The sequence below is a fragment of the Yoonia litorea genome (assembly GCF_900114675.1).
In the GTDB taxonomy this organism is placed as follows: domain Bacteria; phylum Pseudomonadota; class Alphaproteobacteria; order Rhodobacterales; family Rhodobacteraceae; genus Yoonia; species Yoonia litorea.
Window position 1 is genome coordinate 295950 of record NZ_FOZM01000003.1, and the last position, 19192, is coordinate 315141.

Sequence of the window (19192 nt, forward strand, 5' to 3'; positions counted from 1 at the left end):
TGTGTTCAGATCGTAGGCAGATGGAAAGAAAGATGGTGGGCGTCACTTGGCGCAAGGCGCTCGCGGCGAGCATCGACGCGGAAGGTATTTGAAACCAGCGCCTCTGTCAGAAGGTCATCCGGGGCCCCGAAGCCGCGCGGATGCCCGTCTTCCAGCATCAGGATTTCGTCGCAGATATTCGCAGCCATATTCAGATCATGGAGAGAGACGACAATCGTCAGATCAAGTTGCTTGATCAGTGCCAGCACCTCAAGCTGATGGCGGATATCAAGGTGATTTGTGGGTTCATCCAGAACCAGCACTTTGGGCTGTTGTGTGAGCGCGCGGGCCACCATCACCCGTTGCCGCTCACCACCTGAAAGCGTGCCAAAGTCGCGGTGCGCAAGATGCGTGAGGTCAAGCAGGTCAAGCATCTGGTCAACGATCAGCCGGTCATTGGGTCCGGGCTTGGCAAGCCCCGTCAAATGCGGTGAACGGCCCAAGGCCACGATTTCGCGCACGGACAAACCGAATGCCGCAGCCTGTTCCTGCAGAACGGCTGCAACGTTTTGCGCAGCAAGGCGCGCGGGCATCGTCCAGAGATTTGCGCCGTCGATTTCGATGGTTCCGCTGCTGGGCGCCTGAAAACGATAGAGAAGGCGAAGAAGCGTCGATTTACCTGCGCCGTTGGGGCCAACGACACCAAGGACGCGGCCGGTCGCAACGGTAAAGGACGTCGGATGCAGGATCAGCGGTGCTTTCTTGCGGGGGCGCCATGTCACGCCGTTCACGCAGAGTGCTGCACCGCTCATGATGCCAACGCCTTGCTGTCTTCGATGGCGATCATGGCGGCTGGCACACGGGCGAGTGTGGTTTTGCGTAGCTTGCCAGGGCGATCGACAGAGGAACACCAACCATCGTGCAGCACGGCATACTGGCGGGCGAATGCGACCAGATCGTCGATGTCGTCATCCGGGGTGATATCGCCGAAAAGATAGGTGGCCTTCTGCGTGCCGTGATAGGCGACAGTGCATGGGCGGTCGCATCCGGCCATGCAGGCCACGCCTGAAATCGCGAAATCCTCGGCAATTGTGTCACCGGCTGCTGCAATCGCCTTGCGCAGTTTTTCGATCAATTCGTATCCGGGGCGGCAGTCGCTGCCTTTATGCCTACAAGAAGTGCAGACCGTGATACGGTGCTTTGTTGTCCGGTCCATGTCGCCCTCCGCGATATTGCGGGGGCAGATTGAGCATGTGTTCAGTGGCGCAAGCCGTCTTCACCATCATGGTCTCCATTCCAGGCACCCCGCCCGGTGTGAGTTAACGTCCTGATGGCAGGTCTCCTGACTTGCGGGTCACAGCTTTCCCGATCCTTCCCGAACCCTTTGGTCCAGTGGTGATCTTCGGGGTCGCTCGCCGCTCACAGTTGCGGGGGCAGTCACGGTTTTGGCGCCCTTGAGGCTGTTCCTCACCGTATTCCCTTTTCATCCCGTACGCTTTTTCGCCGCACGAGAACCATCGCTGAACAGCATTCGGGATTCTGCGCAAGCGGTCAAGGGCACAGAGCGACGCAAGCCTGCAAAACGCGACGTTCAGTGATCCTCAAGGATCATATCAGACGCTTTCTCGCCAATCATGATGGCCGGTGCATTGGTATTCCCTGAAACGATCTCTGGCATGATGGAGCAATCGGCCACACGCAAACCGGTGATGCCATGAACTCTCAGGCGGGCGTCAACCACAGCATCCTTGCCGTTGCCCATCCTGCAAGTGCCTGTGGGGTGATAGATCGACGCGGTGTTATTGCGCACCCAATCGAGCGTGCCTTCGTCGTCGTCCATACCAAGTGACGGATCGGGGCGGTATTCCTCGCTGATCTTGCTGGTCAGCGGTGCATGTCTTGCGATGCGCCTCGCGATCTTGACGCCCTCGACAATCGTGCGGCAGTCCGTTTCTGTGGATAGGTAATTGGGAATAATCTTCGGGTAGGTTTTCGGGTCTCTGCCCGCCAGCCGGATCTCGCCCCGGCTTTCGGGCCGCAACTGGCAGACTGACATCGTGAAAGCCGAAAACTTGTCGGCACCTTTGCCGGGGTTTTCCGCAGAAAGCGGCTGGACGTGGAACTGGATGTCGGGTGTCGCGACATCTTCGCGCGTCTTGAGAAAGCCTGTCGCAAGACTTGCGGCCATCGTCATCGGGCCAGAGCGAAACATCAGATACTTCAACCCGATCCGTGCCTGACCCCGAAGTGTGCTGACTTCATCATTCAGGGTTGGTTCGTTGCATTTGTATACAAGGCGGGCTTGTAGATGATCTTGCAGGTTTTTGCCGACGCCCTGCAGATCATGCGCCACGTCGATACCATTCTTGATGAGCTGTGCCGCTTCGCCGATGCCTGACAGCATCAGGAGTTGGGGCGAGTTGATCGACCCGCCTGAGAGGATGATCTCTTTACGCGCCTTTACGGTTTGGCGTTTTCCGCTCCGGTCCGTGAAGGTGACAGCCGTCGCGCGTTTTCCATCAAGCACGATCTTCTCGGCCAGTGCGTGCGTAATGACTTGTAGGTTTTCGCGCGATTTGACCGGATGAAGATAGGCGACAGCGGCGCTGCACCTTCTGCCGTTCTTTGCGGTCAGTTGGAAGAAGCCGACGCCTTCCTGCTCGGCGGCATTGTAGTCCGGGTTAAAGGGATAACCCGCAGCCTGCGCTGCGGCGACCCAGGCATCGGTAATCGGGCGCTGGATGCGCATGTTGGACACCGAGAGTGGCCCCTGATCGCCATGGTATGCATCAGCGCCGCGCTCGTTCCTTTCGGCACGCTTGAAGAGTGGCAGCACATCGTCCCAGCCCCAACCGGTGTTCCCCATTTGCCGCCAACGGTCGTAATCCTGCGGTTGCCCACGCACGTAAAGCAAGCCATTCAGCGATGATGACCCGCCCAGAACCTTACCGCGCGGCCATTCAATGGACCGCCCGTTCAGCCCTGGATCGGGTTCGGTTTTATAGCACCAGTCGACAGATGGATTGTGGATCGTCTTGAAATATCCGACCGGAATGTGGATCCAAGGGTTCAGATCGCGGCCACCGGCCTCCAGCAGTATGACCTTGTTTCTGGGATTGGCGCTGAGACGGTTGGCCAATACACAGCCCGCCGATCCCGCGCCTACAACGATAAAATCAGCTTCCACGATCGCCGTCTCCCATGATGTGAGCAGACTGCAAGTGCAGGCTAAAGTCCATACAGCGGTTTTGTGCGACACAGGCTATGATCTATGGCGTTTAGGCGTGCGCAAAACGGCAGGCGCATTTCTGTCGCAATGCCCAGAGGCGCACCGCTGACTGAAATTTGAGTGTAACGTGATCATTGTTCCATCGGGTCGTCGGCTGCGCTACATCTTAGGCAGCCCGACCGTGGCATCTGCGGTCTGAGTTTTGTGACAATGGATTTGGCAGCGGCTTTCGCAACGGTGCCTGCAAGACAATGGACGGCAATGGCAGACGACGACAACGCGGGCTCCGGCCAAATTCCGACGAACCTTCGGCTGTTGCTGTTGCTTGAGGAGGTCGCGAAAGCCGGCGTGCCGGTAACCCCAGCCGTGGTGAACGAAGTCTTGGGGCTGCCCAAGCCCACAATTCACAGGCTCTTTGCCACGGCAGAGGCCGAAGGGTTCCTGCAACGCGATCTCGATGGGCGGTCATACAGTCCCGGACGGCGGATGCGCCTTCTGGCGAACAATACCCTGTCTTCAGAACGCATCCGCACTGTCCGTGTCGCGATTATCCGCAAACTGGCCACCCATGTAGGGGAGACCTGCAATTTGGCGATCCCCGAGCGTGAGGGGATGTTCTATCTGGACCGCGTTGAAACGCATTGGCCGCTGCGCATTCAGCTGCCTGTGGGCACGCAAGTGCCGTTCCACTGTACGGCAAGTGGCAAGATGTATCTGTCGTCCTTGCGGACCGACTACCTCAGTCGTTTTTTGCAAAACTATGAGCTGACAAAATTGACCGAGCGCACCATCACCGATCCAACCGCGCTGAAAGACGAAGTCGCACAGGTGCGCGAGCGCGGCTTTGCGACCGACGATCAGGAATTTATGCCCGGCATGACCGCAATCGCGGTACCCGTCCTTGATCCGCGTGGGCGGCTTCTTTCGACACTTTCCATTCACGCCCCCGAGCAACGCCGCGATATCGTCGATCTGATCGCCTTCCTCGACCCGCTGCGCTCGGCTGCTGATGAACTGGCAGACGTCGTAGGGCGATGAAATATTAAGCAGGCGGACCACCTGCGTCCATTGGGCGCAACCAGAAGAGTCTTAGCGCTAACCCACTGAAAAATATGTAATTTTGATCGATATGCCCATAAGATATTGAAATAAATGGACAAATCTGAATTCAAATCCGTTTGGTTTCCGCCGCGTCACCGCTGCGGCACCGACATCTATCGCGCTAGCCAAAGAAATTCTTGCGCGTCATACTCAGTCAAAGAGCCAAGGGAGGGGTCACGTGTCGCTATCTGTGCCAAAGATCCGGTCCTGCGAGGACTGTCCAATTCGCTACAATGCGGTGTGCTCCAAATGCGATCCGGAAGAGCTGCAAGACCTTGAAGAGATCAAGTATTACCGCTCTTACGCGGCGGGCCAGACGGTGTTCTTCGGTGGCGACCCGCTCGAATTTGTCGGCTCCATCGTCTCCGGTGTCAGCAGTCTGACGCGCACCTTGCCCGACGGGCGGATCCAGATGGTGGGTCTGCTTTTGCCCGGCGATTTCATGGGACGGCCAAATCGCGACACGATTGACTGTGACGTCGTGGCCGAAACGGATGTGATGCTGTGCTGCTTCCGGCGCAAACCATTTGAGCGGATCATTGATGAGACACCCCACGTCGGTCAGCGTTTGCTTGAGATGACCTTGGACGAACTGGATGCGGCCCGCGAATGGATGCTTGTCTTGGGGCGCAAGACCGCCCGTGAAAAGATTGCATCGCTTCTGCATATGATCGCCACGCGTATGGCATCTCTCAAGCCGGGTGAAACTGCGGAAGCCACGTTTACTTTGCCAATCACCCGCGAAACCATGGCCAACTATCTGGGGCTCACAATCGAGACCGTTAGCCGTCAGATGTCGGCGCTCAAGAAAGACGGGTTGATTGCGTTCGACGAGCGACGGGACATTCGTGTGCCTGATCTTGCTGCACTGAAAGCCGAAACAGGCGAAATCGCCTAGCGGCCCGCTCTGGCAAAGAAACGCAGCGTGACCGCAATCGCGGCTAAAGCCAGCCCGACGCCATAGCCGATCCACACGCCGTTGGGGCCCCAACCCAAGGTGAACCCTAACAGGTAGCCGACCGGCAGGGCCACGACCCAGTAGCAGACCATCGTAATGGCCACCGGGACGACGTTGTCAGTCATCCCGCGTGCTGCACCCAGCATCGTCCCTTGCACGCCGTCGGCGACCTGCATTGCCGCAATCACGATGAACATGCCTGTGGCGAGCGTGACTACTGCAGGATCGTCAGACAAAAGCGCTGCAAGGCGTCCACCGCCCCACAAAAGACCCAGCATCACCAGGGTCATCCACGCGATAATCACAGCCAGTGCTGCGTACCCGATGGTTTTGAGGCGCTTTCGCTGGTCGGCGCCAATGGCCTGACCGATACGGATCGAGACGGCGATGGAAACGCCCAATGGGACCATATAAAGCACCCCGCCGACCGCGTTGACGATCTGGTTTGCGGCAAGGGCTGCAGCGCTGAACCAGCCCATCATCAAACCGGCAAAGGAATACGCCCCGCCCTCACCGATATAGCCTGTGGCAATCGTTGCACCCTCTCTCAACTGCGTTCTGACCTCGGCACGCGTGGGGTGGCCGGGCGCGCGCGCATCTTTGGTGAGCACCGACCTTTGCCAGATGATCCACGCGATAACCAGCGCCGCAGTTTGGGAAAACAGGCTCGCCAATCCAGCTCCGAGAAGGCCAAAGCCCTCCCAGTTGCCGATGCCGTGGATCAGAACCCAATTGGCCGGAATATTCAGTGCGACAGCCGTAAAAGCAAGGATGACCCCGACCCAAGGCGCGTCAATCGCATCGAATAGCCCCTTTAATGCATAAAAAACGGTGAACGGGATCAGCAAAAGACTCATCGCGGTCCAGTATCCGCTGATCAGGGCGACGACCTCTGGCGGTTGTCCCAAAAATGGCAGTGCAGGGCGCAACGCCAGCATCAGCAAGGCACCAATCCCGCCTGTGACCGCCGCGATCCACAGACCTGTGCGCGTGGCCACCGACAGGTCGGTGGCATCGTTCTTGCCGCGCGCCTCTGCCATGCGCACGCCGATGGCTGAGACAAACCCGTAAAGCCCTGAATAGAAGATGATCAGCACAAATGTCGTGATTGAGGCCGCCGCGAGTGAAAGCGTGCCCAAGGGCGCGATCATCACCGTATCCACAACCCCGATCAGGGTTGCGGCGGCAAGGGAAATCACAATCGGAAAACCTAGACGCGCGAGGGCGCGCATCTCTGCCGGAACCGACTGTGTTTCACCAATGCTGTGATCGTCAACTTGCATACGCAGGCCTTAAAGACCTGCGCAGAACTGTCAATCTGTCTGCTGACCTAGCGTGACATGAGTATTGGAATGTCGGCGCGCTCCAGCAGATTGCGGGTCGCGCCGCCAAAGACAGCTTCTCTGAGCCGCGAATGTCCGTAGGCACCACTGACGATCATCTGTGCGCCGACTTCTTTGGCGCGCTTGAGGAGCGTTTCGCAGATGGGCAGATCGGACTTTGCAAGAACGGCGACCTCTGACCTTGTGCCATGGCGCAAAAGATACTGTGCCATTGCCCCACCCGGATCAGAGCGTTCCGCGCTATGGGCCGGTGGGTCGATGATGCAGATATCTGCGACATCAGCCTGTTCAAGCAAGGGCAGGGCCGCGCGCGCGGCAGCAAGTGCCTCAGCGGCGTCATTCCAACCCATCAGGATATGACCTCCAACTTCAGGTGCCTTGCACCCTTTGGGAATCATCAAGACAGGGCGTTCCGCCGCAAAGAGGCAGGCTTCGACAAGCGCGGCCGCTTCCGGGTTGTCCTGATAGGGTCTTGGCAAAACGACCAGATCGGAAAACCGCAGTTTTCGGGCCAGAAAACCGGTCAGCGCCGGCCCCTGTACGGTTGCGGTATGGCTGGCCCAGCGTTTCATTTCGCCGTGCATCCGGTCTTTCAGCCAAGCTTCGATCTTGTCGCGCTGTTCCATGGCATCGCGGGTTTGTTCAGCAATCATCAGGGCTTCGGCCCCGATGTAGTAGTTGTTGGTCTCGGTGTGGCTGACGGTGACGATATAGATGTCCAGATGCGCATTCATGCGATCGGCAAGGGCTATCGCGGCATCCAGCCCTTCTGTGGACTGGTCCGTGTCAGTCAAGATCGTCGCAATGATTCGATAGGTCATCGTCGATTTCCCCAATTCGGTGCTCATGGGGGGCGATCGTTCGCGCAAACCGCTCCTCTCAGTGCGACTATGACAGGCGTCCGGAGATCGTGTCTTGATCCACATCAACTGCGCCGTTGATCCACATCAAGGAAGCTGCGCCGCACAGATTCCATAAGCACACTTACCAAGTAGCTGTCGGGCCCGTTTGTGATCCGGCGAAAGAAGGGGATCTCTTATGGGGAACTATGTGAAGCTGATCGTGCTGGGGCTGATAACGCTCTTTGCCGCGGTTGCAGCAAACTGGGGGCGTGATCTTGCGTATATCGTACACGCCATCATCATCATGGGTGTCTCGGCATTCATGTTCGTGCGTGTACTGCGCAGCATGGACAAGCCTGTTTACGCCACACCGGAAGGGTACATGGATGACGTCATCCGCGCCGGTGTGATTGCAACAGGGTTCTGGGGCGTTGTCGGATTTCTGGTCGGGGTGGTTATCGCCTTCCAGCTGGCCTTTCCGCAGCTGAATTTCCAACCTCTCGAACCATTCGGCAATTTTGGTCGTTTGCGCCCACTGCACACAAGTGCGGTGATTTTTGCGTTTGGCGGTAACGCGCTGATCATGTCGACGTTCTACATTGTGCAGCGCACTTGCGGCGCGCGCCTGTGGGGTGGCAACCTCGCTTGGTTTGTTTTCTGGGGCTACAACCTCTTCATCATTCTTGCGGCCACCGGCTATCTGCTCGGCGCGACGCAAGGCAAGGAATACGCAGAACCTGAATGGTACGTCGACATCTGGCTGACAGTTGTTTGGGTTGCCTTCCTCGCCGTATTCCTCGGAACAATCTTCAAGCGCCAGGAAAAGCACATCTACGTGGCAAACTGGTTCTTGCTGAGCTTCATCGTCACCGTGGCGATGCTGCATCTGGTCAATAACATCAGCATTCCTGTCAGCATCTGGGGCAGCAAGTCCGTTCAGGTCTTCTCTGGTGTGCAGGACGCGATGGTGCAGTGGTGGTATGGTCACAACGCTGTGGGCTTCTTCCTGACAGCGGGCTTCCTTGGCATGATGTACTACTTCGTGCCCAAGCAGGCCGGTCGTCCGGTGTTCTCATACAAGCTGTCGATCATCCACTTCTGGGCGCTGATCTTCCTGTATATCTGGGCTGGTCCACACCACCTGCATTACACAGCGCTGCCTGATTGGGCATCGACCTTGGGTATGGTCTTCTCGATCATCCTGTGGATGCCGAGCTGGGGTGGCATGATCAACGGTCTGATGACGCTGCAAGGCGCATGGGACAAGCTGCGGACCGATCCGATCATCCGCATGATGGTCATCAGCCTTGCGTTCTACGGTATGTCCACATTCGAAGGTCCGATGATGTCCATCAAGGCCGTCAACAGCCTGTCACACTACACCGACTGGACCATTGGTCACGTGCATTCCGGTGCGCTTGGTTGGAACGGTATGATTACCTTTGCCGCACTCTACTTCCTGACACCAAAGCTCTGGGGTCGTGCGCAGATGTATTCGATGTCCGCGATCAACTGGCACTTCTGGTTGGCCACGATCGGCATCATCCTCTATGCGGCCTCCATGTGGGTCACAGGGATCATGGAAGGTCTGATGTGGCGTGAAGTCGATGCAAACGGTTTCCTTGTGAACAGCTTTGCAGACACCGTCTCCGCGAAATTCCCGATGTATGTGGTCCGTGGCCTTGGTGGGGTTCTCTACCTCGCAGGCGGAGTGATCATGGTCTGGAACATGTGGATGACCATCCGTGGCGGGGCGAAAGTCCAGGCACCGGTTGGCGTACCGGCTGAATAAGGAGGACTGAGATATGTCTGATACAACAAACTCACCAGCCAAGGGTTTTCTCGCCAAGCACGCGCTGCTTGAAAAAAGCCCAACGCTTCTTCTGGTGTCCTCTTTGCTGGTTGTCACTGTCGGCGGCATCGTAGAAATCGCACCTCTCTTCTACCTCGAAAATACCATTGAAGAGGTAGACGGGATGCGACCCTACTCGCCACTGGAGCTGGCAGGACGTGAAGTCTACATCCGTGAAGGCTGCTACGTCTGCCATAGCCAGATGATCCGCCCGATGCGTGACGAGGTTGAACGCTATGGACACTACTCACTGGCAGCGGAGTCGATGTATGACCACCCGTTCCAGTGGGGGTCCAAGCGGACAGGGCCTGATCTGGCCCGGGTCGGCGGCAAATACTCCGATGCATGGCACGTGGATCACCTGCTGAACCCGCAATCGGTTGTCCCCGAGTCCATCATGCCCGGCTACAGCCACCTGATGAACAACATGGTTAATGCAGAGTATACCGCTGATCTGGTCTCGACCCACCGCTTCGTCGGTGTGCCTTACACCGAAGCGATGGTCGAAGTGGCCGCCGCAGACGTTCTGGCACAGGCCGACCCTGACACGGAGGCCTATGACGATCTGCTTGAACGTTATCCGGGCGCGCAGATCCGCAACTTCGACGGGGCACCCGGTGTCTCCGAAATGGATGCGCTGATCGCCTACATGCAGATGCTGGGCACGTTGGTCGATTTCTCGACCTTCACACCAGATGCAAGCCGCTAAGGAGGAAGTGACATGAACGAGACTTCTCTCTTGCGCGAACTGGCAGATAACTGGCTGCTCGTCGGTATGTTCAGCCTGTTTGTGATCGCGATCCTCTGGGCATTCCGCCCAGGCAGTCGCGCGGTCCATCAGGAAACATCGAACATCCCATTCCGTAACGAGGACTATCCGGCATCACGCCAGGACCGGTCATCTCAGACTGAGGAGCTGCAACCATGAGCAGCAATGATCAAAAAGACATTGATGAAGTCACAGGCACAGACACAACCGGTCACGCCTGGGACGGGATCAAGGAACTGAACAGCCCGCTGCCGCGCTGGTGGTTGTGGACATTCTACATCACCATCGTCTGGGGCATTGCCTACACGATCGCCTATCCCGCCTGGCCTTTGATCTCCAGTGCAACATCAGGTGTTCTGGGGTACTCGACACGCGCCGAAGTCGCATCCGAGATTGCCCGGTTCGAGGATGCCAATGCCGAGATCGCGGCAGAACTGGCCGCCGCTGATCTCAGCACCCTGTCAGAGAATGAAACTCTGGCGCGGTTTGCGACATCGGCAGGTGGTGCGGTCTTCCGCAACAACTGTTCCCAGTGTCACGGCTCTGGCGCCGCCGGTGCAGTTGGTTATCCCAACCTGCTCGACGATGATTGGCTGTGGGGCGGCGATTTCGACAATATCGAATACACCATCCGCCACGGTATCCGGAACGAGGAAGACTGGGACGCACGTTGGTCCGAGATGACGGCTTATGACGACATCTTCTCAAACCAGGAAATCGACCAGGTTGTGCAATACGTGCGCCTGATCTCCGGTCAGCCACATGACGAAGCCTTGGCAGCAGCCGGTGAGGGGCTCTTCATCGATAACTGCACCGCGTGTCACGGTGATGACGGTGCCGGCAATCGTGACCTCGGCGCGCCGAACCTGACCGATGCCATCTGGCTCTACGGCGGCGATGTTGAATCGCTCGAAGAAACCGTCCGCTATGCCCGCTTCGGTGTCATGCCACCCTGGGGTGAGCGTCTGACAGAAGCCGAAATCAAGGCGGTGACCGCATACGTCCACCAACTGGGCGGCGGCGAGTAAGGATCACAACCCCCAAACGACCTGTTCGCGCATCAGTTTGGGGTTTGGTGAAGGGAAGGGCGTCCACGGCGGTGGGCGCCCTTTTCATATTGCGGCGATCAACTGCGCCATCGGGTTTTCAGATCAATCGACCAGTGGCAAAACAAACTTGACGGTATAGAACGTGTCGTCCGTTGTCGCTTCGACCGTGGCATTGTGATCGTTGGCAAGCTGTTGCACCAACATGGACCCAAGGCGCGATGACTTGATCGCATCAATGGGCGTCAGGCGCTCGATCTTGTTCTTTACGACGATGACAACTTGATCATCGGAGGTGACAGTCTGGACGCTCAGGTCAAGGTCACCGGATTTGTTCAGCCCGTATTTGAGGCCGTTTGTGACAAGCTCGTTGACGATCATCGCAAGTGTCGTTGCCAAATCGCTGTTGATGCGTTTGTCCTCACCCTCAAAGGAGGCCTTGATCGTGTCTGGATCCATGTCGACGGTTGATCCCATCTGGGACACCAGCTGATCCAGCAGGTCGCGCAGGGAAACATCGGTCTTTTCTTCGGACAGTTGCATCAAACCATGTGCGCCGGAAATCGCACTGATCCGCGATTCAAAGGCATCAAGCGCTTCAATCGCCGCTTTTGATGCCTCACCGCCACCGCGCTTGATTTCGTTTCTGTCCATCCGCAGCATCGACGCGGCAATGGCAAGCGAGTTCTTGATGCGATGATTCGCTTCCTGCACCACGGATTTGCGCAGTTGCAGTTCGCGCTCAAGCTGCTGACGCGCAGTTTCCACGTCAGTCAGATCAACAAACGTTCCCACCAACCGCGGCCGGCGGTCCTTGGGATCAAGCGTCACCTCTGCCCTGATGCGCAAGAAACGCTCTGTGCCGTCGGATTGTGGCACGCGGTAATCAAAGGCTGCAATTTCGCCCTGTGGTGCCGCAAAAATGCGTTCCACTTCATCGTAGACTGCCTGGATATCGTCCTTGTGCACGCGTTCGAAAAACGGCGCTGCGAAATCGCCGGCCTCGTCGGGTGCGAAGCCGAACATCTCGTCAACCGCTGCGGCTCTTTCAAACTTGTCGGTTTCCGGATCGTAATTGAAGAAGCTGACTGCCGCGGTCGAGTAAGCAGACCGTTGTAGAGAAGCGGAAAATTTTTGGTCCAGCACTTGTCGTGTGACATCCTGACCAAGCTGCAGAATCGCAATAATCGTTCCGTCCTCAGAGACTGGGGACATACGGATATGCCAGTGATGTTCGACAAACTCGCCGGATGGTGACCGCAAATCGTAACGATAAGGGCCGATTTCTACAGGCTTTGACGTCTTCAGGATCTCTCCAACGGCATCCTGAATTGCGCCTCTCGCTGCATCGCCATCATCGGTTTCATTTGCAGCAAAGGCCTCAAACATGCCTTTGCCAACAACATCGATCCCCACCGATTGTGACATCCTCGCATGCGCATCGTTCCGCCAGAGAAGGGTGAAATCGTCATCGGGGAGAAACAATAGCGCGGCAATCGGCGCCTGACCAAGTGCTGCCGAAACAACTGACGCTGACTGCAAATTGAAGTCCTGCAAGCCGAAGACGTCTTCCATGAAAACCCCCACGCTACGATGTCACATGACATAAAACGTTATGCCGCGAAGTCACGATGGAAAAGCGAAAAATCAGGATATCGGCGTCGAACGCATATGTTTGCGCAATCACTACTACTTACAGGCATTGACGCCGCAAAGTGCTGCAACGCGCAATTTATCTGAGGGTTCCAAAGGTCACGCCAGATCGTCCATCTTGGCGGCCAATTTAGCGTCGAGTTCACTGAGACCGTCAACATCATGCGTGGTCAGCGTCACCTCTACGGTCTTGTAAACATTCGACCATTCGGGATGATGCCCCATCTTTTCCGCCCAGATTGCAGCTTTCGACATAAAGCCGAAAGCCTCAACGAAGTTGTCAAAGGTAAACGTCTTTTCGATGGCGTCGCGATCAGAGGACATGCGCCAGCCATTTTCGATCAGCGGGGCAATCATCATGTCGCGGTCGGCGTCGTTGAGTTTGTCTGTCATTGCTGTTCCTCGATTTCAGTTTTGCGGAACGGGCCATAGCTCGTAAGAACTTCGATTTCGTGGTCCACAGCCTCGCGCTCAGCCTCCAGATAGCGCGCAACCGCGTCTTTGAAACCAGAATCACCAAACCAATGCAGCGAATGTGTCGGCACCGGCAAATATCCTCTGGCAAGTTTGTGCTCGCCTTGTGCGCCGGCTTCGACCTTCTGCATGCCATGTGCGATGGCAAAGCCGATTGCGCGATAATAGCAAAGCTCGAAATGCAGGAAGGGATGATGCTCTGTGCAGCCCCAGTAGCGACCGTAAAGCGTATCGCGACCGATAAAATTCAACGCCCCTGCAACCGGCCGATCATCACGAATTGCCAGAACCATAAGCATATCATCGCGCAGGATCTCATGCGCCAGATCGAAGAACTTGCGGGTCAGATAGGGCTGTCCCCATTTGCGCGCGCCGGTGTCCTGATAAAACACCCAGAACGCATCCCAGTGTTCTGGTCTGATCGCATCGCCTGTCAGCGCGACGATCTCGCCGCCAAAATCATTGGCTTGCGCGCGCTCTTTGCGAAGTGTCTTTCTTTTGCGGCTCGACAGTGCAGCAAGAAATCCGTCGAAGTCGGCATACCCGTCATTCACCCAATGGTATTGCTGGCCGATCCTGTGCAGCAATCCCATCTCAGCACCGGCCAGTGCTTCGGCTTCAGTGCAAAACGTCGCGTGAACTGACGAAAGCTGGTTATCCGCCGCGATCTGGACCGCACCCTGAATGAGGGCCGACATACCTGTCGCCTCGTGGCCCGGGCGTGTCAGAAACCGGCGACCTGTCGCTGGCGTAAAGGGGACCGCGATCTGTAACTTCGGGTAATAGCGTCCGCCAGCGTTCTCATAGGCATGGGCCCAGTTGTGATCGAAGATATATTCGCCCTGACTGTGACCTTTGGCATAGAGCGGTGCCACGGCAATCACTTGCCCGTCTTGCCGTGCCGTCAGGTAACGCGGTTGCCAACCCGACCCTGTGCCGACCGATCCGCTATCTTCGAGCGCTTTCAGAAACCGGTGCGTCGTGAAAGGATCGACAGGGCGGTCGCCGGTGACGGTCTCAGGACAGGCGCACGCATCCCAATCACTGGCCTCAATGGCAGCGAGTGTCGGATGTGCGGTGATTTCGATAGGGGCGTCACTCATAGGCTGCAACGTGGGTGCGGTCGCCCACGGGTCAAGCCAGATAGCCTTCGAAAGTCACATTATCGACAATCCTGCGGGCCTCGGCCTCGGCTTTGGCAGAGCGGATCGTCCAAGTCAGGATCGCGGCACCGCCTGCCTTCAGTTCGGCCACGCGCGGGCGGTCCAGATCGGTGGATTCGTGACTGATGAAACAGGCGTCCACGCGGTCGTAATCTGGAATCTCACGCAGCTTGTCCCGGGTCTCTTCGGGCACCTCGGGCCACCAGACGGCCTCATAGCTTGAGGTGGTGATCCCGCGCGGGATGTCCGGCGCTATCTCTGCGAGAACTGCCACACTATGCGGATTGAATGACATCAGCGCCACGTCGCCACTGTAGCCTTTGAGGGCCTTGACGGTTGCACGTTCCAGTGTGCCGACGTCCGGTCCCATCGCGCCGTCCTGATCCTTCAACTCGATCAGAAGCGGAACCTGCCCTGCAACCATCGCCAAAACGTCATCGAGAGAAGGGATCATGCTGCCGTCGTCCGTCAGCGCAATCTGCGACAGTGCAGCCCGCGTCCGGTCCCGCACCGGCCCTGTTTCCCCTGTCAGCCTGTCCAAAAGATCGTCATGGAACACCATCGCGTGTCCGTCCGAGGACAGTTGCAGGTCAATCTCGATCCCGTAGCCAGCCTTGATCGCGGCCTCAATGGAATTGCGACTGTTCTCGACCCGCCCTGCCTTACGATCATGGAGCGCGCGGTGGGCGAGAGGGATGCGTAGTAGGCTTTCAGGCAGCATCATGCGATCTGGAAAATCGCTTCGATCTCGACCGCGACGCCGAATGGCAGGCTTGCGGCACTGACGGCAGAGCGCGCGTGACGCCCTTTGTCACCCAAAGCCGCAACCATGAAATCGGACGCCCCGTTGATCACCTTTGGCTGATCACCGAAATCGGCTGTGGAGTTCACAAAGCCCACGAGTTTGACCACCCGCACCAGCCGGTCGATGTCGCCGTCACAGGCGGCTTTCAACTGTGCGAGAAGGCTGATCGCACAGGCCTTGGCCGCCTGAGCACCCGCTTCGGCGTCCATGTCGTCACCTAGCTTGCCCTTGATCATGCCATCGGCATCTGCCGAAATCTGTCCTGACACGTAGACCATATCGCCAGCGATCACGTATGGGACGTAATTGGCCGCAGGGGCAGGGGCATCGGGCAAGGTTACGCCCAGTTCGGCAAGTTTTGTCTCAATCGCGCTCATGGCAGGTCTCCCGTTTTCTTCGTCAGGGACGCTACCCACCAATCGGCATATCTGCAATCAGGACTCGCGGAAGGCGCGGGTAAAATAGTCTGACAGCGGTTTGATGAGATAGTTGATCGGGCTGCGTTCTGCGGTGCGCACAAAGGCATCAACCGGCATCCCTGGAATTAGTGTCATGCCTTCTGGCAGACGCTCTGCTTCACCGGGGTTCAACTCGACCTCAGCACGGTAATAGGATTGTCCCGAATTCTCGTTTTGGAAGGCGTCAGCCGAAACCAGTGTCACCGTTCCTTGCAGTTCTGGCGTGCGGCGCTGGTCAAAGGCCGCGAAACGCAAAGTTACATCCTGCCCCACGAAGATCTGATCAACGTCAATCGGCTGGACTTGCGTCGCGATAACCAAGGGCCGGTCTTGCGGGATGATGTAAAGCACAGGGTCTGCAGCGCGGATGACCGATTGCTGCGCAAAGACCTGCATCCCGTAGACAATGCCGGCGACAGGGGCACGAATATCAAGCCGGTCCAGTTGGCGCTGCAACGTGCGGCGGCGTTCTGACAATTCCAGTTCGTTGAACTGAAGGTCCCGCAGGCTCGCAATCGCTTCTTCGCGACGTGTCGATGACAGGCCGAGGATCTGGATATCAATTTCCGTCATGCGCTCGGCGGCTTGGCCAAGGCTTGCCGCGAGTTCCCCCAGTTGCCCTTGCAAGGCCGCCTCGTCGCGCTGCAATGCAAGAACGCGGGTGGCTTGCGCAAGACCACGATCAAAAAGGCTCTGCTGGTCGGCCAGTTCCTGACTGATCAGCGCACTTTGCCGCTCAAGCGCCTCGCGCTGGGCATCAAACCCTGAAAGCTGGCTGGCAATCTGCGCACGCTGCTGCGTGAGCTGTTCAACGGCGCGCATATTTGTCTCGCGGCGTGCCTCGAACAGACGGATCTGTCCGTCCATCAGGTCGCGCGCCTCTTCTGTGCCGGCATCAAGCAGGATCGGGCTGAACGTCAGTTCATCATCGCCATCCCGTTCGGCTTCCATACGTGCGCGGCGGGCAAGGATTTCGTAAAGCTGGCCTTCGACCACAGCTAGCTCTGACTGCAGGGTGCTTGCATCCAGACGCACCAAAAGGTCGCCGGCCATGACGGTGTCGCCCTCTTGCACGAGGATTTCTTCAACGACACCCCCGTCAGGGTGCTGCACAACCTGTCGGTTGCGATCGACCTCGATTTGCCCGCTTGTAATGACCGCCCCGCTGATCTGCGCAAAAATCGCCCAAGACCCGAAACCGCCAACAAGGATGAGCAGCCCAACAACCCCGATTGTCAGATGTTTGGTCGCTGACCAGCGCTTTGCATCATTGCTCATGACACACCTCCCGACTTGCCGGTGTTGCGCTGGATTTCCGCATGGTTCTTCACAATTTCTTTGAGAACATCGTCCTTCGGACCAAACGCCCGTCTCGCGCCACCCTCAATATAAAGCAAGAGATCACACTCCTGGATCGCTGACGGTCTGTGGGCCATGATAAAGACGATCTTGCCTGCTGCCTTGGCGGCCTTGATCGCCTTGTTGAGTGCGACAGACCCTTCGTTGTCGAGGTTAGAGTTCGGCTCGTCCAGCACGACCATAACAGGATCGCCGTAAAGTGCGCGGGCCAGTCCGATCCGCTGGATTTGCCCACCAGACAACCGTCCTGAGGTGGCCGAGACACGCGTGTCGTAGCCATCCGGCAACTTCAGGATCATCTCATGTGCGGCAGCAGCCTGAGCCGCAGCGACTACCTGTTTGTCGTCAGGTGTCATTGACATCCGTGCGATGTTTTCTTTGATCGTGCCGTCAAAAAGCTGGACGCGCTGCGGCAGGTATCCAACCAGTTGCCCCAGCCTGTCAGGGTCATACTGGTCAAGTGCGGCACCATCCAGACGCACCTTACCGGCGGCAGGGTGCCAGACACCGGTGAGCACACGCGCCAATGTCGATTTACCTGCGCCGGAGGCGCCGATCACACCGACGGCCTGACCGGGATGCACCTCAAAGCTGACCATGCGCAGTGCGGCCTGCTGTTCGCCTGGCGGGATAACCGTCAACTGCTGTGCCAGCAAATGCGCCTTGGGTTGCGGCAGGGCTGTGCGCGGCTCGTCCGGCGGAATTTCTCCCAAAAGCACGGCAAGGTTGTTCCATGCCTCGCGGCCCCGCTGGAACAGCGCCCACTGGTTCACCAGCAATTCAACAGGCGCAAGCGCACGGCCCAAGAGGATCGAGCCTGCAATCATGGCACCTGGTGTCAACTCGCCGTTCAGCACAAGATACGCCCCAAGACCAAGCATCGCAGACTGCAAGAACAGGCGGAATGCCTTCGTCATGGCGGTATAGCTGCCAGAGGTATCTGCCGCCGCGATGGTCGTATCCAGCGACTTGCCACGGGCAACCTGCCACCGGTCAAACGCGGCATTGCGCATACCCAGTGACTGCACCATCTCGCTTTCGTTGCGGATTTGCGCACCAAGCTGTTCGGCGGCGAAGCCTGCCGCATTTGCAGCTTCAAGGGGTTTGCGTGACACCATGCGGTTGATCAGCGCGACAGCCAACAGGATCACAGCCCCGACAACGGCGAGGATCCCCATCAGGGGATGGAACAGAAAAATCCCGAAAAAGAACAATGGCACCCAAGGCAGATCAAAGAGCGCCATCAACGCAGGCGATGTGATCAGACGTTGCACAGCCTCAAGATCGCGCAAACCTGTGGCCGCTTCCTTGGGGGCGCGGTTCAGGGATGTGGCCTTGAGCACCGCAGCAAAGACCCGCCGGTCCAGACCGGATTGGAAACGCGCACCGACGCGTCCCATCACGCGCCCGCGCACGTAGTCAAGGATGCCCATCATCCCGTAAAGAAAGGCGACCAGAACAGATAGTGCCACAAGGGTCTCAAACGACCGCGAACTCAACACGCGGTCATAGATATTGAGCATGTAGAGCGGGCCTGTCAGCATCAACAGGTTCACAAAGAAGCTGAAAATCCCAACCCCCCAATAAAGCCCGCGACTCTTGCGGCGCTCTGCCTGTAACTCCGCCTTGCCGCGCTTGAATGCTTCGCTTGCCATTATGTCTGCCGTCTTGCCTGATGTGTTGCGGGATACCCTAACGCAATATCGCGAATAGGTAATCGGTAAACCTCAATTTGCCACCGACCGCATAAAAGATTGATCTGGATGCCCGTTTGCCTCAAAACCACCGGTATGAAAAGGACTACTCTTGCCCGTCTCGGGGCAGCCCTGACGATCATGCCATTGGCCCTCCATGCAGGGCCGTTCGACGGCACCTACAAACAGACGGCAAATGCAGAATGTGCGCTTGTCGGTGTCGATGGCGGGTCACTCCGCATCGAAGACGACATTTTCTATGGCGTCGAGGTCGAATGCCGGATGACAAACCCCGTGATGATTGAAGACATGCAAGCCACGGTCTTTGACATGGCCTGCATCGGCGAAGGTTCCACCTGGGAAGAGCGCGTCATCATGATGCTCGATGCCCAGGACCCCGGCATTTACATGATCTGGGATGGCTATGCCTTCCGCTATGAACGGTGCGAAGACCCTGGCGAATAGCC

At 57.6% G+C, this 19192-nt stretch carries 19 protein-coding genes and 1 riboswitch; of the genes, 7 read left to right on the forward strand and 12 right to left on the reverse strand.

Features of this window, described 5'->3' with window-relative positions; genetic code table 11:
* Nucleotides 1-5 precede the first annotated feature (5 nt).
* The 3 genes from BM316_RS14590 to BM316_RS14600 all read right to left on the reverse strand — a co-directional run bounded on the left by BM316_RS14590 (nucleotide 6) and on the right by BM316_RS14600 (nucleotide 3166).
* Nucleotides 6-791, reverse strand: a complete 786-nt coding sequence (locus tag BM316_RS14590) for an ABC transporter ATP-binding protein (RefSeq protein WP_090210072.1) — start codon at nucleotides 789-791, stop codon at nucleotides 6-8.
* Nucleotides 788-1195 (reverse strand): DUF1636 family protein, encoded by a 408-nt coding sequence (locus BM316_RS14595; protein WP_090210073.1) that lies wholly within the window; start codon nucleotides 1193-1195, stop codon nucleotides 788-790. The genes BM316_RS14590 and BM316_RS14595 overlap by 4 nt, the downstream gene beginning before the upstream one ends.
* A gap of 99 nt (nucleotides 1196-1294) precedes the next feature.
* A riboswitch (cobalamin riboswitch) is annotated at nucleotides 1295-1513 on the reverse strand.
* Nucleotides 1514-1570: 57 nt separating this feature from the next.
* The gene (locus tag BM316_RS14600) at nucleotides 1571-3166 is read right to left on the reverse strand and encodes a GMC family oxidoreductase (protein WP_090210075.1); all 1596 of its coding nucleotides are present in this window, start codon (nucleotides 3164-3166) and stop codon (nucleotides 1571-1573) included.
* 303 nt (nucleotides 3167-3469) lie between these two features.
* Here BM316_RS14600 and BM316_RS14605 point away from each other — a divergent pair, with 303 nt between their 5' ends.
* Both BM316_RS14605 and fnrL read left to right on the forward strand, forming a co-directional pair.
* The gene (locus tag BM316_RS14605; protein ID WP_090210421.1) at nucleotides 3470-4246 is read left to right on the forward strand and encodes an IclR family transcriptional regulator; all 777 of its coding nucleotides are present in this window, start codon (nucleotides 3470-3472) and stop codon (nucleotides 4244-4246) included.
* A gap of 241 nt (nucleotides 4247-4487) precedes the next feature.
* On the forward strand, nucleotides 4488-5207 hold the full coding sequence (fnrL, locus tag BM316_RS14610; RefSeq protein WP_090210077.1) for a transcriptional regulator FnrL: 720 nt from the start codon (nucleotides 4488-4490) through the stop codon (nucleotides 5205-5207).
* On the opposite strand, the gene BM316_RS14615 is transcribed toward fnrL, so the two are convergent.
* Together BM316_RS14615 and BM316_RS14620 are read right to left on the reverse strand one after the other, a co-directional pair.
* On the reverse strand, nucleotides 5204-6550 hold the full coding sequence (locus BM316_RS14615) for an MATE family efflux transporter (RefSeq protein WP_090210079.1): 1347 nt from the start codon (nucleotides 6548-6550) through the stop codon (nucleotides 5204-5206). The two genes, fnrL and BM316_RS14615, sit on opposite strands and share 4 nt — an antisense overlap.
* A gap of 47 nt (nucleotides 6551-6597) precedes the next feature.
* Nucleotides 6598-7458, reverse strand: coding sequence for a universal stress protein (locus BM316_RS14620; RefSeq protein WP_242649926.1), 861 nt, complete (start codon nucleotides 7456-7458; stop codon nucleotides 6598-6600).
* A 190-nt stretch (nucleotides 7459-7648) separates the two neighbouring features.
* Between BM316_RS14620 and ccoN the strand changes: the two genes are divergently transcribed.
* From ccoN to ccoP, 4 genes are read left to right on the forward strand one after another with little or no spacing between them, the layout of a single operon-like run.
* Nucleotides 7649-9244, forward strand: coding sequence for a cytochrome-c oxidase, cbb3-type subunit I (gene ccoN, locus BM316_RS14625; protein WP_090210081.1), 1596 nt, complete (start codon nucleotides 7649-7651; stop codon nucleotides 9242-9244).
* A gap of 13 nt (nucleotides 9245-9257) precedes the next feature.
* On the forward strand, nucleotides 9258-10013 hold the full coding sequence (ccoO, locus tag BM316_RS14630; protein WP_090210083.1) for a cytochrome-c oxidase, cbb3-type subunit II: 756 nt from the start codon (nucleotides 9258-9260) through the stop codon (nucleotides 10011-10013).
* A 12-nt stretch (nucleotides 10014-10025) separates the two neighbouring features.
* On the forward strand, nucleotides 10026-10232 hold the full coding sequence (locus BM316_RS14635; protein ID WP_090210085.1) for a cbb3-type cytochrome c oxidase subunit 3: 207 nt from the start codon (nucleotides 10026-10028) through the stop codon (nucleotides 10230-10232).
* Nucleotides 10229-11101, forward strand: a complete 873-nt coding sequence (ccoP, locus tag BM316_RS14640; RefSeq protein WP_090210087.1) for a cytochrome-c oxidase, cbb3-type subunit III — start codon at nucleotides 10229-10231, stop codon at nucleotides 11099-11101. The genes BM316_RS14635 and ccoP overlap by 4 nt, the downstream gene beginning before the upstream one ends.
* A gap of 123 nt (nucleotides 11102-11224) precedes the next feature.
* Here the strand turns inward: ccoP and BM316_RS14645 are convergent, their stop codons facing one another.
* The 7 genes from BM316_RS14645 to BM316_RS14675 form a co-directional block, all read right to left on the reverse strand.
* Nucleotides 11225-12694, reverse strand: coding sequence for a sensor histidine kinase (locus BM316_RS14645; protein WP_090210088.1), 1470 nt, complete (start codon nucleotides 12692-12694; stop codon nucleotides 11225-11227).
* A 177-nt stretch (nucleotides 12695-12871) separates the two neighbouring features.
* A complete protein-coding gene (locus BM316_RS14650) occupies nucleotides 12872-13165 on the reverse strand; it encodes a 4a-hydroxytetrahydrobiopterin dehydratase (protein ID WP_090210090.1) in 294 nt (97 codons plus the stop codon).
* Nucleotides 13162-14349 carry a GNAT family N-acetyltransferase gene (locus BM316_RS14655; protein ID WP_090210092.1) on the reverse strand — a complete coding sequence of 396 codons (1188 nt, stop codon included), beginning with the start codon at nucleotides 14347-14349 and terminating at the stop codon, nucleotides 13162-13164. The genes BM316_RS14650 and BM316_RS14655 overlap by 4 nt, the downstream gene beginning before the upstream one ends.
* A gap of 31 nt (nucleotides 14350-14380) precedes the next feature.
* Complete coding sequence (locus BM316_RS14660; protein ID WP_090210094.1) at nucleotides 14381-15133, reverse strand: glycerophosphodiester phosphodiesterase family protein; 753 nt, start codon at nucleotides 15131-15133, stop codon at nucleotides 14381-14383.
* Nucleotides 15130-15591 carry a RidA family protein gene (locus BM316_RS14665; protein ID WP_090210096.1) on the reverse strand — a complete coding sequence of 154 codons (462 nt, stop codon included), beginning with the start codon at nucleotides 15589-15591 and terminating at the stop codon, nucleotides 15130-15132. The genes BM316_RS14660 and BM316_RS14665 overlap by 4 nt, the downstream gene beginning before the upstream one ends.
* A gap of 57 nt (nucleotides 15592-15648) precedes the next feature.
* On the reverse strand, nucleotides 15649-16950 hold the full coding sequence (locus BM316_RS14670) for an HlyD family type I secretion periplasmic adaptor subunit (RefSeq protein ID WP_090210098.1): 1302 nt from the start codon (nucleotides 16948-16950) through the stop codon (nucleotides 15649-15651).
* Nucleotides 16947-18686 carry a type I secretion system permease/ATPase gene (locus BM316_RS14675; RefSeq protein ID WP_090210100.1) on the reverse strand — a complete coding sequence of 580 codons (1740 nt, stop codon included), beginning with the start codon at nucleotides 18684-18686 and terminating at the stop codon, nucleotides 16947-16949. The genes BM316_RS14670 and BM316_RS14675 overlap by 4 nt, the downstream gene beginning before the upstream one ends.
* A gap of 135 nt (nucleotides 18687-18821) precedes the next feature.
* Here BM316_RS14675 and BM316_RS14680 point away from each other — a divergent pair, with 135 nt between their 5' ends.
* Complete coding sequence (locus BM316_RS14680) at nucleotides 18822-19190, forward strand: hypothetical protein (protein WP_090210424.1); 369 nt, start codon at nucleotides 18822-18824, stop codon at nucleotides 19188-19190.
* Nucleotides 19191-19192 lie beyond the last annotated feature (2 nt).